Origin of the sequence: Nocardia sp. NPDC049737 (assembly GCF_040674755.1) — a bacterium.
In the GTDB taxonomy this organism is placed as follows: Bacteria; Actinomycetota; Actinomycetes; order Mycobacteriales; family Mycobacteriaceae; genus Nocardia.
This window is the reverse complement of the sequence record NZ_JBFANH010000003.1, coordinates 371,865-384,563: the sequence shown is the minus strand read 5'-3', so window position 1 is coordinate 384,563 and position 12,699 is coordinate 371,865. Positions and strand designations below refer to the sequence as shown.

The window sequence follows — 12,699 nt, the reverse complement described above, 5'->3', positions numbered from 1 at the left end:
GTGCGCAGCAGATTCGCTGCGATGACGCCGCCTGCGGTCAAGACAGATTCGAGCATGCTCAGGTGGATGTAGCACCCGAAAGTCGCTGTCACGCTTGAAAAGTCGTCGATAGGCGCGGATCGACCGGCAGCTCACGAATCCGACGCAGCTCCTCGAGCACCAGATTGACGGCGGCACGTGGCGGCGCACCGCGGCGAATCACTGCGGTGATCGTGCGGGTGACGGGATTGGCGAGTTCCCGGGTCGCGACGCGATAGCGTTGATCGACCGCCAAGCCGGGGAGCATGGCGATCGAAAGTCCGGCTTCGACGTGCTGCAGCGTCATCATGTAGTTGCTGAACCGGCAAACCACCCGCGGTTCGAATCCGGATTCGCGGCACAGCCGGGTGGCCAGATTCGCCATATACGACTTCGGCATATCGAATGCCCACGGCTCGTCGGCGTAGGCGGCGAGATCGGCGGGCCCGCGGGCGGCGCGCTCCGGTGGCAGGACGAGCACGATCGGATCGGTGGCCAACGGCACGATATCCACATCCGAGCCGAGCGGATGTTCGACGAAATCGGTTGTGGTGATGATGATGTCGGCGTCGCCGACGCGCAGCGCGGGCATGCTCTCGTGCGGTTCCAGTTCGACCAGTTCGACATCGAGATGCGGATGCGTCTGCGCGAGGCGCGTCACCGCGGGCACGCACAGCGAATGGATGGCGCTCTGGAATGCGCCGAGTCGGACCGACCCGACCGGTTCCTCGCCGAGGCTGCGCAACTCCGCCTCGACGCCGTCCATCTGATCGAGGATGGTCCTTGCGCGGCGGGCCAGCATCAGCCCGGCGGGGGTGAGCCGGACTCGGCGACCGGTGCGTTCGAGCAGCTGGGTGCGGGTTTCGGCCTCCAGCACCGCGAGCTGCTGGGACACGCTGGACGCGCTGAGGTGAGCCGCCTGTGCGACCGCACGGACGGTGCCGAGCGAGTCGAGTTGGCTGAGCAGACGCAGTCGCCAAGGGTTCAACATGGATCCATTGTTGTGCGGCCGAGCCGAACAGCACAGCCGGAAATGTGAGCTGGACCCGATGCTCGGACGGCCCTTACCGTCGGAATATGGCCGCCCCCACCTCCGCAGCACTGTCCACCGACGACTTCTGGGCCGATGCCGATCGGCACCTCGTCCGCTATGCGGGCGCTGGCGAATTCACCCGCGAAATCATCACTCGCGCCGCGGGCAGCTTCCTGTACACCGAAAGTGGCAGGGAGATACTGGATTTCACTTCCGGGCAGATGAGTGCGATTCTCGGACACGCACACCCGGATATCGTCGCCACGGTCCGACGCCAGGTCGGTGAGCTCGACCATCTGTTCAGCGGCATGCTGAGTCGCCCGGTCGTCGACCTCGCCCGGCGACTGGCCGAGACCTTGCCCGAACCGCTGGCGAAGGTTCTGCTGCTGACCACCGGTGCGGAGTCGAATGAGGCCGCTATCCGAATGGCCAAGCTGGTCACGGGAAAGCACGAGATCGTGTCGTTCGCGCGCTCTTGGCACGGTATGACGCAAGCGGCGGCGAGTGCCACCTATAGTGCGGGACGCAAGGGCTACGGCCCTGCGGCACCGGGGAATTTCGCCATCCCCGTGCCGCATTCGTATCGTCCCGATTTCACCACGGTCGCCGGCGAACTCGACTGGCGGCGGCAACTCGACTTCGCGTTCGATCTGATCGATGCGCAGTCGGTCGGGAGCCTCGCGGCCTGCCTGGTCGAGCCGATTCTCAGTTCCGGTGGCGTCGTCGAACCGCCACCCGGTTACTTCGCCGCGCTGCGGGACAAGTGTCGCGAGCGTGGCATGCTGCTGATCCTGGACGAGGCGCAAACCGGTCTGTGCCGCACCGGCTCCTGGTACGCATTCGAGCGCGACGGCGTCGTCCCGGACATCCTGACGCTGTCGAAGACGCTGGGCGCGGGACTGCCGCTCGCGGCCGTGATCACCAGTGCCGAAATCGAGCAGCGGGCACATCATCGCGGGTTTCTGTTCTTCACCACCCACGTCTCGGATCCGCTGGTCGCGGCGGTCGGCAATACCGTGCTGGATGTCCTCGTTCGCGACGGTCTCGACGAGCGTGCCGCGGAACTGGGCATGTTTCTCCGTCGCGGCCTGGAGCGAATCGGCCAGCGGCACAGCGTAGTCGGCGATATCAGAGGCCGCGGTCTGCTCGTCGGGTTGGAACTCGTCCTCGACCGCGAAACCAAGCAGGGCTCAGACGAACTCGGCGCATTCGTCACGCGCCGCTGCCTGGAACTCGGCTTGCACATGAATATCGTGCAGCTCCCAGGAATGGGCGGCGTCTTCCGTATCGCCCCGCCGCTGACCACCAGCGAAGACGAACTGGCCCTCGGCCTTTCCATCCTCGACCAAGCCATCGGCGACGCCGTCACCGACGGCTAGAGATCAATTTCCGTTGATACCGGTGGTGAGCCGAACCACGACCTTGTCATCGGTGACGTCCTGCACCGTGGCGCTGAGCCCATTGGCGGGTTGGGTCTGCCCAACCGGAATATCGACCTGCTGACCGCCAACCTTCAACGTGACGGTATTGCCTTTCACCGCAACGAGTTCTGCCTCGACCCCGAGCACACTCGCCTTGGCATTCACCCCACGCTTGAACGTGACCGTACAACCACTGACCTGACACTCGGACTTATACCCGGCCCCTTCGGACGAGCAAGCCGCCCCGGCAAGCGGTATAAGCAGGGCGAACGCGGACAATGCGAGCATCCGTGGCACAGACATGCGGGCCAGTGTAGGTGCCGATCGCCCCCCGTCGCGTCCTGAGTGCCCGCCAAACCGTGCCCCGGCATCCGGGCGCAGCTGCGTCCCGAACGCCACCCGGGCTTCGTCGTCGCCCGCACAGTTGGGCCGCCTGGCCGAGCGTTCGCCAGACAGTAGCTATGCTGGACATACACGTTTGCTGATCGAAATTCCGATGCACCGCTGCCGTAGCAACTCTCGCCGCCTCGGCATCAACAGGGATTAATACCGAATGGTATTCGGTCACCGAATATCGAAAAGTGATGATTCTGCACCATATCCAGCTCGCATGATATTTGCATACCGAAAGGTATTGATACCGAAGGGTATTCTTACCCGCGCACCCGGCGGAAATGCGTCACCCGTCCAAAAATCTGAAGAATTCGCCTTCCATCCTCCGTCCGCACTGTGTAGCGTCTGGACCGCTGGAATCCCCGAAATGATAGGCCGGGCGCGGTGATCGGTATCGACGACTGCTTGAAACGCATCATGGACATTCCCGGTGCGCGCAGTGTGACGATGGTTGACAGCGCGAGCGGTCTGGCGATCGCCGCGGCAGGACGGCACGACCTCGTCGATCAACACGAGGACGCCGCCACCACCACCGATGTGGTCCGCACGGTGCTCGGCTGTCCGGCGCTGGCGACCGATCGCGACGACGACCTCACCGAGATCATCGTCTGCGGCACCCGCGGCTATCACCTGTTGAATCTGGTGAACGGCGACTTCGACGGTCGCCTTTTCGTTCACGTGCTGTTCGACGAGGACACCGGAAATCTGGCCATCGCGAGATTTCGACTCCGCGCAATCCTCGGCGAATTGGTCGAGGACGCCGATGGTCGTTGACGTCGCGGCCGAACTGCGGCGATTGGAAAAGCAAAGATGCACCGGAGTGTTGTGCGCGGGCGATGGCGCATTTCACCTCGCGGACGGCGCGATAACCGCGGCCGACTGCCTGCGCACCACCGATCTGGAACGGCTCGCGACCGCGGCGGGTGTGGCGACCGCGGCGGAATGGCAACTGGCCGCAGCCGGCGGTCCGGGCGGTGTACCGATCCTGCCGCGACTGGAAACCCTGGCGTTGCTGTCGGTCTTCGACGCCGCCTACTTTCTGCTGGCCACGCCGGTCGTTCCCGAATTCCGATCGGCGCCGCCGCACTGGTTGGCCCCGGTCTGCCACATTCCGCCGCAGGTGCTGCTGCACGAATGCGCCCGGCGGGGTGACCCGGACGTCGAACCATGGCCCGCGGAACTGGTCGACCGCGCTCCCGTCGTGCCGGTGCGCCGCGTCCGGCGCAGACGGGTCACGCTCAGCGGCGGCCAGACCGAGGTACTCGCCGCCGCCGACAGCAGGCGCAGCGTCACCGGCATCGCCCGCGACCTCGGCCGAACCAGCTATGGCGCGCTGGTCGCGGTGCGGGAGCTGACCGCGGCGGGGCTGATCGAGCCGCCCGATCTGGGCACCGAGCCGCGGCAATTCCTCCCGCGCCGGGTGCGCCAGGCCCAGGTCGCTGCACCGCAGAGCTGGGAGCCGGTCGATCGCGATGTGCTCGTCCGCCTCCGCGCGGCGTTGGAGGAGCTTGCGTGACCGCGCGGAAGAAACTGCTCGGCGAGTTGATGGGAAGGTGGACGAAGGTGGCGATGTCCGGACCCGAACCGAATGCGGCGGTGCTGGCGGAGCTGAAGGCGCTACACGATCGTCTGCCTCATCTGATCGGCACGCTCGTCGCCTCCAGCGACGGACTGCTCGTCGCACACGATCTACCTCCCGATATCGAGCCGACCCGGATGGCCGCGCTGGCCTCGGCCCATCTGTCGCTGTCGTATCAGCTGGCCGCCACCGTGCACGGCGGAGGGTTCCACGAGGTCGTGGTGCACGGCAGCGGCGGGCACGTGGTGATCTACGCGGCGGGCTGGTCCTCGCTGATGGTGCTCGCCGGACCCGATGTGAATGTCGGCCGCCTGCACCTGGAATCGCGCCCGGTCGCCCGCGGCATCGCCGATCACCTGAGCGCCACCGACTCCGGAAAAGACCGGACCTGGAAAACCGATCGAAAGGAACCGATATGACGAATATGGATCTGGCGCTGAAGGACATGATGGGGATAGACGGCGCGATCGGCGCCGCCGTCGTCGATTACGGCAGCGGCATGGCCCTCGGCATGCTCGGCAGTTCCAAGGCCCTGGATCTGCAGGTCGCCGCGGCGGGCAATACCGAGGTGGTGCGCGCCAAGCTGCGGACCATCGAACAGCTCCAGATCAAAGAGGATATCGAGGATGTTCTCATCACGCTGACCGGTCAGTACCACATCATCCGCCCGATGACCGGCCGCAAGTCCAAGGGCCTGTTCCTCTACATCGCCCTGGACCGCGGCCGAGCGAATCTCGCGCTGGCTCGGCACCGCCTCAAGTCCATCGAAGAGGACCTCGAGGTGTGACCCTGCGGTGCAACACCTTTCGCAGCCGAGCGGTGTGGACCTCGACCGCACCGCCCGGCGTCGAGGTGACACCGAATCCGGATGCCGGATCGCTGGCACAAGAAATTTCAGACAAACTGCCTTTTGAGCTCTCGTTTGAGCACCTTGTGACTGGGCCCGAGCGGAAGTTCCGTGACGAACTCGACCCGCCGCGGATACTTGTGCTTGGCCAAATGCGCACGCCCGTAAGCGATCACATCTTCGGCGGTCACCGCAGCCGCGGGCACGACGACTGCGCAAACCTCCTCGCCATAGGTCTCATCCGGCACTCCGATGACGGCGACCGCCGCGATGTCCGGGTGCCGAAGTAGCGCCTCTTCGACCTCGGTCGGGTACACATTGAACCCGCCGCGGATGATCATGTCCTTGATCCGGTCGACGATCGTCAGATAGCCATCGGCATCCTTGATACCCAGATCACCGGTGCGGAACCAGCCGTCGACCACCGCCGCGGCCGTGACCTCCGGCTTCCCGAGGTACCCGTTGAACACATTGTGGCCGCGGATGACCACCTCTCCGAGTTCACCGGCGGGCAGCAGTGCAATCCGCTTCGTTTCGGACGGATCCGCGATCTCCACATCCACACCCCACACCGAATGTCCGACCGTCCCCGGTTTCACACCGAAGTCGGGCTGGTTCACCGCCGCCGTCGGCGAGGTCTCCGACAGCCCGTAGCCTTCCAGGATCCGCGCACCGAAGACCTCCTCGAAGGCCTCCAGCACCGACGAAGGCAGCGATGCGCCACCGGAGATGCACAACCGCAGTAGCGGCGGATCCGACAAGTCACGGGCGGCACCGATCAGACCGACATACATGGTCGGTACGCCGTGAAAAGTGTTGACGCTCTCGGCTTTCATCAGACCGATCGCCTCGGCCGCCACGAAGCGTGGCAAAAGCACCAGGGTGGCGCCGGCCCGCCAGGTCGCATTCATCGAGACAGTCTGACCGAATACATGGAACAACGGCAGCGCGCCGAGCGCCACATCATCGCTGCGAACATCATTGGCGTCGAAGGCATTCACCGTCGCGTTCAGCACCATATTCAGGTGACTGAGCTCGGCCCCCTTCGGCCGGCCGGTGGTTCCGCTGGTGTAGAACACCACGGCCGGATCCTCGGGTCGTCGCGTGATGTAGTTCGCGATAGGTTGTGCATCAAGGGAATTCGGCTCGACCAGCGGCACTTCCGCAGCTGTCGCGGCCGCTCGACCGACCTCCGCGAACCGGGGATGACACACCAGTAGGCGGGCATCGCTGTCGCGCAGCACATGCTCGGCCTCCCCCGCGGTCAACAGCAGATGCACCGGGACCACCACCGCCCCCGCGGCGATAATCGCATAGTAGGCGGCCGGAAACTCGGCGGTGTTCGGGCACATCAGCGCCACCCGGTCGCCCGGCCGCACACCGAACTCGATCAACGCGGCGGCCTGGCTCCGCGCCCGGTGCCAAAGCTCGGCGAACGTGATCCGCCGCGCGCCCTCTATGAGTGCGATCCGATCGGGTCGCCGTCTCGCCTGTTCGGCCAGGACGCTCGCCAAGGACAGTGTCGCGTTCATGCCGCCTGCCCGGTGAATCTTGTCATCGCTCTCCAAAACTAGCAGCGCAAGTTTTCGGTCAACCGTACGGGATGAAAACTAGCGACGCAAGTTTTATGCGCTGCTGCAAGAATGCGAGCGCCGAGAGGAGGCGATAGATGGCCAGACCGCGCCGACCGCTGCTCACCCACGAGCGCATCATCGAGACCGCATTGGCCCTTGTCGACACGGATGGGCTGACGGCGGTTTCCACCCGCCGCCTCGCCGCCGAACTCGGCGTGCAGGGACCATCGCTGTACAACCACGTCGGCACCAAGGACGAAATCATCGATGCGGTGGTCGATTCCGTGCTCGGCGAGGTGGATACCTCGATGTTCGGCGAACTTTCGGCCGATAATCCGGACTGGCGATCGGCGCTGCGCCGCTGGGCCCATTCCTATCGGAGCGCGGTCGCCGCACATCCCAATATCGTCCCGGCACTGGCGAGCGGCCCCGGCCTCCGGCCCAATGCATTACGGATCGCCGATGCCGTATTCGGCGGTTTGGTCGCGGCGAATTGGCCGCGCCGGGAGGCCACGACCGTGGGCACGCTCATGCGCTATTTCCTCACCGGTTCTTCGCTCGGTTCCTTCGCCGCGGGCTTTCCCGCCGACGCCGAGGTCTATGCCGAGGAGTATCCGCACCTGAACGAGGCGCATCTGCTCGCCGAGCGGCAGTTGCGAATCGATCGGGACGCATTCGAGGTCGGTCTCGAATCGCTGCTGGATGGGCTCGAGGGTCGGTACCGGTTGCTGGTGCGCAGCGGATAGCTCGATCCCGATGCGCTGGTAGGCATCCCGAGGCGTCTGTCTATCGGGTCACAACCGGCGCGATCGTCGAGGCCCTACCGACGCAGCGCCGTGGGCGATATTTGGGCCGCGAAAACGCCTACGAGAGAGCAAGTTTCATCGAATTCGTCTGCACCGGCGACACTCGGATCACAGCTGTTTCACAAGCTTCGTGTGCATGGGGTCACGTTGCCCGACAGACCGCGGAGTCCTAACGTAACTTCCTGTTAACAGACGATGTCGTCTGTACCAATTCCTATTATTCGTCCCAGGAGGACATGCCCCGCAGCGTCCGCTTCCTCGAATCCGGAAGTGGCACAGCAGGCGTGGTTAGAAATGGCACACACAACGCCTTGGCAAGAAAAAGATGTTCAGCTCGGTCGCCCCGAGAACGATGACGATCTCATCGGCGAGGTGACCGCACAACGTTTCGACCTACGATCCGACTGGGGCTATCTATGTGCCCCGGGTCTGAGTCTGCTCACCTTCCTACTGTTGTTCCAGCCCTGGATTTCGGCAACCGGGCCGAACGGCACCGTCAGCTCAAATGCCTTCGGCCGAATCGACGGATTCACCACCGGCTCATTCCAATCCGTGGTGAGCATCAGCAGCACCTGGGCCGTCCTCACCACCCTGGCGGTCGCCGGTACGGTCGTTTCGACAGTCATGTATTTCCGGGTCCGCAACCGGCTGCTTTCCTACCTGGTGCTCGGCTGCAGCAGTGCGGCCGCCCTTTTCGTGCTCGCCGCCTTGGCCTACCTCAACGGCAAGGTGCCGGAGCTGCGCGAAATCACCGAATCCGCGAACCGCACCGGAATTTTCAGCTGGCTCTTCGGTGATAATTCGGCAACGGACTTCGGCGGTGAGCACCGAATTGCCAGCGCTGGTCTCGATTTCGCCGCGACGCTCGGCGCCATAACCGCGTGTGCTGCCGCATTGGCCGCCGGTGCCATGAGCCTGCGCAAACAAGGCTTCACAGTTCGCCTGATCTCGGCTCCCCAGCCGAATATCGCCGCAGCGGAAAATCCGTCGGAGCCGTCCGACCAGAAGACGTCGGAAGCCAATATATTCCTCTGGGAACAACTGGCTTTCGACGATGACCTGGCCGTCTACGACCCCCAGGTGCGCCGCCGAATGGTCCGTCGAACCAGGACAGCCGCCCGCCGCCCACCGGCCCGCGAAACGGCACTGACCAGGTAACGCCCACGCGCGCAACGAGAGCAGCAGACACAAGAGGGCCGGGCGGCCAATAGGCGCCCGGCCCGCTTGCATTGTGTTCGATTATCTCCGATGCGCGACCTATCACGGGAACGGCGAGAAGAAGCCGATCGCCGCACCTATGGCTGCGCCGATCGCGCATCCGAAGATGGCGCCGACCAGGAAGAACCAGATTCCGATCGCAACGCCGACCAAGCAACCGATGGTTGCGCCGACTGTGATCGAAATCGGTCCCCAGGCCTGGTGCACGCCGGGCATATTCTGGGAGTTGACAGCCTCAGTTGTCGGTCCGCCGACCGGCGTGAGGGTCAATTGCGTGCTGGTGCTGTCCAGCGACGGTGTCACTGCGAGGCTTTGTCCGGCCTCGGTACGCAGTGTCGTCGGGATGCTGCCGACTACCGCGCCATTGTCCGCGAGGACCGTGATGGCATCGGGTGCGACGATGAATCTGCCGGAGGCCAGGCTCACCAGCGCGCTGGTGTGGTCGGCTGCGAGGGTCGTTGTGTAGGCGATCGGGCCATCCGCAGCGTTGAGGCTGACATCGGTCAGCATCCCCTCGCCATGTGCGGTGGCGGTGGCTATGCTGGTCGCCGCGACGGCCATAAAGGCGGTCGCTATCAATTTCTTGACGAACATTGGACTTCCAATCATTTCCGATTTCCATGACGTTCCCCGACAAACGGCACCGGATAGCTATAATGATGCTCCGCCGATTTGATTGATGTCGATAACTTGTTTCCGGGATCGGAGTCGGTTTTCACCCCCTAGGGATATGCGAATCCAGTTCCCTTCGAATACATGTCGAGGGGTCGATTCCATTTCTCGGCCGAGTGCCGGTCGAACTATGCAAGGGCCGACGAAACGCCGGAAAATCGATCGCCGATCGGCGCGAAAGTCAGGTACCGCACTACTCGATACTTCCGTGCTCGATGAGCCCACACTCATTGGGTGTCCACCGGTAAGAACATCGTCATCTGTCTCGACGGAACAGGCAATCAGGTCCGCGCCAGCGGTTGCACGAATGTGGTCCGCCTGTTCGAGATGCTGGACCTGAGCGATGCCACGAAACAAATCGCGTACTACGACCCGGGCGTTGGTACGTTCAGCGCTCAGGGCGCTTGGACGCCACCGGCCCGGTGGGTGTCCCGAGTGCTGGGGCTGGCGGTCGGCAGCGGACTGCGTTCCAATCTCGCCGAGGCCTACTCCTATCTAATAGCGCACTGGCAGCCGGCCGACCGAGTGTTCATATTCGGTTTCAGCCGCGGCGCGTATACGGCGCGAGCGCTGGCCGGACTACTACATGAGCCGGGCCTCTTGCGTCCGGGCAGTGAGAATCTCGTGCAGTACGTCGTCAGCGCCTACACCCGCAAGACCACGAACTGGCCGGAACTTCGCCGATACGCCCGCACCTTCTGCTCGAAGTCCACCGACGGCAGTTTCTCGATTCCTATCGAATTCCTCGGCGTATGGGACACGGTCAAGGCGGCCGGACTGCTGCGCTGGGAACTCAAATGGCCTTTCACCCGGCAGGTGCCCAATGTGGTGAAGGCGCACCATGCCGTTTCGATCGATGAGAAGCGTCGTCCATATGAGGAATATCTGGTCACCCCGAAGGGAAACCGGCCGATTCTCACCGAGGCCTGGTTCGCCGGTGTCCACTCCGACGTCGGCGGCACCTTCGAGGACGATCCGAAGCTGGCCGAAATCGCGCTCAAGTGGATCACCGACGGTGCGCTCGAGGCCGGATTGCTGCTGCGCGCCGGGGCGTACCTGGATACCTGCGCGATAAGCCCCGCACATGCGAACGGCAGCGTGCACCGGATGGGCTGGATCTGGGCCCTGCTCACCTACCACCGACGCAAGGTTCCCGCGGGTGCTCGGGTGCACGCGAGCGTGCGGTCACGGTGCGAGAGCGACACGACGTATGGAAAACGAATCCCCCGAGATGTCAGGTGGGAGGACGAACAATGGACGAAACTGCGAATTTAGCGGAGTACGCGAACGGAATCTGTCCGCCTGCTCGACGCAGGCTGCGTACCTTCGCATTCGACCCGATGTCCACGCGTCTGTCCGGCCAGTTCCTCACCCTCGATATTCCGTTCGAACACATCCGGGGGCCGGGCCCCGACGGCGCACTCGTGCAGGTGGTCGACTTCGACGCCAGCCGTAACGCGTGGTACGAGCCGGTCGACCTCAACGATCCATACATATTGGCGCAGGACGGACTTCGTCCGACCGAAAGTGACCCCCGTGCGCACCAACAGGTCGTCTACGCGGTCGCGATGAGTGTGATCGAGCGGTTCGAACGGTTCATGGGACGTCGATTCCGGTGGCACCGCGACCAGATCCTGCGTCTGGTCCCGCACGCCTTCGAGGGGCGCAACGCCTATTTCGATCCGCGCCGCCGCGCCTTGCTATTCGGCTACTACCAAGCCGATGCCGATAATCCGGGTGCGAATCTGCCCGGACAGGTCATCTTCACCTGCCTGTCGAGCGACATCATCGCGCATGAGGTGACGCATGCGATCGTGCATCGAATCCGGCGGCTGTACAACGAAGGGACCAACCGCGATGTCTTCGCCTGGCACGAGGCCGTCGCCGACTTGATCGCGCTGTTCCAGCATTTCGCCCACCGCGACGTGGTCCTCAACGCAATCGCGACCACGTCGGGAGAACTCGAGAAGAGCGCCGGACTGCTGGATTTGGCGAGGGAGTTCGGTGAATCCACCGGACGCGGCGCGGCATTGCGTTCGGCGATAGAGGACCGCAGTCGCACGCCCGAACGATTTCGCGCGGCACAGGAGCCACACGAACGCGGTGCGTGTTTCGTCGCAGCGGTATTCGACGCGTACTTGGACGCCTACCAGAACTCGATCGCGGACCTGCTGCGGATCGCCAGTGGCGGCACCGGAGTTCTACCGCCGGGTCGTCTGCACCCTGATCTGGTATCTCGGATCGCGGACGAGGCGGTCAAGACCGCGGATCGAATGCTCGGGATGGTTGTGCGGAGTTTCGACTACCTCCCGGTACTGGACGTCAATTTCGGCGATGTCGTCCGGGCGATCGTCACCGCGGATCGCGGACTCTATCCGGAGGACCGGCAACACCTGCGCAGCACCCTCGTGGAGGCGCTGCGGCGGCGCGGCATCTGGCCGATAAGTGTCACCTCACTGACCGATGAAGCGCTGGTCTGGCAGCGGCCGGACACCCGGTTGAACCTCGGCGACGGCGATCACCAGGTGGATTTGTCCCGGGTCATCCTGTCCGCATCGAAGGACCTGGACCCGATCGGCATTCCGGGCGAATTGCGTACCCCCGCCGTACCCGACGGCAACGGCACCTCCGGTCGGGACGACTCCTCGACCAGGCGTTCGGTTTTCGAGCAGGTCGCCCAAGAGCTCATCGGCTGGGCCGACTCGAATGCCGCCCGAATCGGGCTGGATCCGAACTTCAAGATCAGCTGCGAAGGCATCCACGTCTCGTACCGAATGGCGGGTGACCGGTTGCCGCGTCCCGAATTGGCCATTCAGCTGCTGCAGCGTCGCGCAGATCTCGAGGATGCGGGCCAAGGCAAGCAACAACCGGTGATCCGCGCCGCAACCGCGCTCGTCGTCAGCGCCGACGGGAGTGTGGACTACGTGATCGCCAAGCCGCTGCCGTTCAGCGACGAATCGTCGGCGGCTGACGACACTGCCATCACGTTCCACCGAGCGGGCAAGCTGCGGCTGGCCGCGATGCGGGAATGGTTCGACCGACTGGAAGCCGACGACGCACTGAGCGCATGGACCGCCGAGCACGCGATCCACCGCCTCGACTTCGCTGCTATCCACGCGCAAACAGATCAGTAGGTGC

At 64.1% G+C, this 12,699-nt stretch carries 13 protein-coding genes; 9 read left to right on the top strand and 4 right to left on the bottom strand.

Annotated features, from left to right (window positions below; all coding sequences use genetic code 11):
• Positions 1-88 precede the first annotated feature (88 nt).
• Positions 89-1,009, bottom strand: a complete 921-nt coding sequence (locus tag AB0J47_RS06535) for a LysR substrate-binding domain-containing protein (RefSeq protein ID WP_364341231.1) — start codon at positions 1,007-1,009, stop codon at positions 89-91.
• Positions 1,010-1,095: 86 nt separating this feature from the next.
• On the opposite strand from AB0J47_RS06535, the gene AB0J47_RS06530 reads away from it, so the two are divergent.
• Positions 1,096-2,430 (top strand): aspartate aminotransferase family protein, encoded by a 1,335-nt coding sequence (locus AB0J47_RS06530; RefSeq protein ID WP_364341229.1) that lies wholly within the window; start codon positions 1,096-1,098, stop codon positions 2,428-2,430.
• A 3-nt stretch (positions 2,431-2,433) separates the two neighbouring features.
• Here AB0J47_RS06530 and AB0J47_RS06525 read toward each other — a convergent pair whose 3' ends face one another.
• Entirely contained in the window at positions 2,434-2,775 is a 342-nt protein-coding gene (locus tag AB0J47_RS06525; protein ID WP_364341227.1) for a hypothetical protein, read from the bottom strand.
• A gap of 495 nt (positions 2,776-3,270) precedes the next feature.
• Between AB0J47_RS06525 and AB0J47_RS06520 the strand changes: the two genes are divergently transcribed.
• The 4 genes from AB0J47_RS06520 to AB0J47_RS06505 are packed head-to-tail and all read left to right on the top strand — an operon-like array spanning position 3,271 to position 5,231.
• A complete protein-coding gene (locus tag AB0J47_RS06520) occupies positions 3,271-3,639 on the top strand; it encodes a hypothetical protein (RefSeq protein ID WP_364341225.1) in 369 nt (122 codons plus the stop codon).
• The gene (locus tag AB0J47_RS06515; protein ID WP_364341223.1) at positions 3,629-4,381 is read left to right on the top strand and encodes a hypothetical protein; all 753 of its coding nucleotides are present in this window, start codon (positions 3,629-3,631) and stop codon (positions 4,379-4,381) included. The genes AB0J47_RS06520 and AB0J47_RS06515 overlap by 11 nt, the downstream gene beginning before the upstream one ends.
• The gene (locus AB0J47_RS06510) at positions 4,378-4,863 is read left to right on the top strand and encodes a roadblock/LC7 domain-containing protein (RefSeq protein ID WP_364341221.1); all 486 of its coding nucleotides are present in this window, start codon (positions 4,378-4,380) and stop codon (positions 4,861-4,863) included. Before AB0J47_RS06515 ends, AB0J47_RS06510 begins: the two co-directional genes overlap by 4 nt.
• Positions 4,860-5,231: a hypothetical protein gene (locus tag AB0J47_RS06505; protein WP_364341219.1), complete on the top strand. Its 372-nt coding sequence runs from the start codon at positions 4,860-4,862 to the stop codon at positions 5,229-5,231. Before AB0J47_RS06510 ends, AB0J47_RS06505 begins: the two co-directional genes overlap by 4 nt.
• Before the next feature lie 107 nt (positions 5,232-5,338).
• Here the strand turns inward: AB0J47_RS06505 and AB0J47_RS06500 are convergent, their stop codons facing one another.
• Positions 5,339-6,823: a long-chain fatty acid--CoA ligase gene (locus AB0J47_RS06500; RefSeq protein WP_364341217.1), complete on the bottom strand. Its 1,485-nt coding sequence runs from the start codon at positions 6,821-6,823 to the stop codon at positions 5,339-5,341.
• A 137-nt stretch (positions 6,824-6,960) separates the two neighbouring features.
• Between AB0J47_RS06500 and AB0J47_RS06495 the strand changes: the two genes are divergently transcribed.
• Both AB0J47_RS06495 and AB0J47_RS06490 read left to right on the top strand, forming a co-directional pair.
• Positions 6,961-7,611, top strand: coding sequence for a TetR/AcrR family transcriptional regulator C-terminal domain-containing protein (locus AB0J47_RS06495; RefSeq protein ID WP_364341215.1), 651 nt, complete (start codon positions 6,961-6,963; stop codon positions 7,609-7,611).
• A gap of 354 nt (positions 7,612-7,965) precedes the next feature.
• Positions 7,966-8,829 (top strand): hypothetical protein, encoded by an 864-nt coding sequence (locus AB0J47_RS06490; protein WP_364341213.1) that lies wholly within the window; start codon positions 7,966-7,968, stop codon positions 8,827-8,829.
• A 102-nt stretch (positions 8,830-8,931) separates the two neighbouring features.
• On the opposite strand, the gene AB0J47_RS06485 is transcribed toward AB0J47_RS06490, so the two are convergent.
• On the bottom strand, positions 8,932-9,498 hold the full coding sequence (locus tag AB0J47_RS06485) for a hypothetical protein (RefSeq protein WP_364341211.1): 567 nt from the start codon (positions 9,496-9,498) through the stop codon (positions 8,932-8,934).
• A gap of 297 nt (positions 9,499-9,795) precedes the next feature.
• On the opposite strand from AB0J47_RS06485, the gene AB0J47_RS06480 reads away from it, so the two are divergent.
• Both AB0J47_RS06480 and AB0J47_RS06475 read left to right on the top strand, forming a co-directional pair.
• The gene (locus AB0J47_RS06480; protein ID WP_364341209.1) at positions 9,796-10,836 is read left to right on the top strand and encodes a DUF2235 domain-containing protein; all 1,041 of its coding nucleotides are present in this window, start codon (positions 9,796-9,798) and stop codon (positions 10,834-10,836) included.
• A 65-nt stretch (positions 10,837-10,901) separates the two neighbouring features.
• A complete protein-coding gene (locus AB0J47_RS06475; protein WP_364341207.1) occupies positions 10,902-12,695 on the top strand; it encodes a hypothetical protein in 1,794 nt (597 codons plus the stop codon).
• The last annotated feature ends 4 nt before the right edge of the window (positions 12,696-12,699 follow it).

What these genes read in the sequence shown, in the direction of transcription:
- AB0J47_RS06525 (WP_364341227.1), bottom strand. Translation starts at nt 2,775, where the DNA reads ATGTCTGTGCCACGGATGCTCGCATTGTCCGCGTTCGCCCTGCTTATA.
- AB0J47_RS06485 (WP_364341211.1), bottom strand. Translation starts at nt 9,498, where the DNA reads ATGATTGGAAGTCCAATGTTCGTCAAGAAATTGATAGCGACCGCCTTT.
- AB0J47_RS06530 (WP_364341229.1), top strand. Translation starts at nt 1,096, where the DNA reads ATGGCCGCCCCCACCTCCGCAGCACTGTCCACCGACGACTTCTGGGCC.
- AB0J47_RS06535 (WP_364341231.1), bottom strand. Translation starts at nt 1,009, where the DNA reads ATGTTGAACCCTTGGCGACTGCGTCTGCTCAGCCAACTCGACTCGCTC.
- AB0J47_RS06505 (WP_364341219.1), top strand. Translation starts at nt 4,860, where the DNA reads ATGACGAATATGGATCTGGCGCTGAAGGACATGATGGGGATAGACGGC.
- AB0J47_RS06495 (WP_364341215.1), top strand. Translation starts at nt 6,961, where the DNA reads ATGGCCAGACCGCGCCGACCGCTGCTCACCCACGAGCGCATCATCGAG.
- AB0J47_RS06475 (WP_364341207.1), top strand. Translation starts at nt 10,902, where the DNA reads ATGTCCACGCGTCTGTCCGGCCAGTTCCTCACCCTCGATATTCCGTTC.
- AB0J47_RS06515 (WP_364341223.1), top strand. Translation starts at nt 3,629, where the DNA reads ATGGTCGTTGACGTCGCGGCCGAACTGCGGCGATTGGAAAAGCAAAGA.
- AB0J47_RS06500 (WP_364341217.1), bottom strand. Translation starts at nt 6,823, where the DNA reads ATGAACGCGACACTGTCCTTGGCGAGCGTCCTGGCCGAACAGGCGAGA.
- AB0J47_RS06490 (WP_364341213.1), top strand. Translation starts at nt 7,966, where the DNA reads ATGGCACACACAACGCCTTGGCAAGAAAAAGATGTTCAGCTCGGTCGC.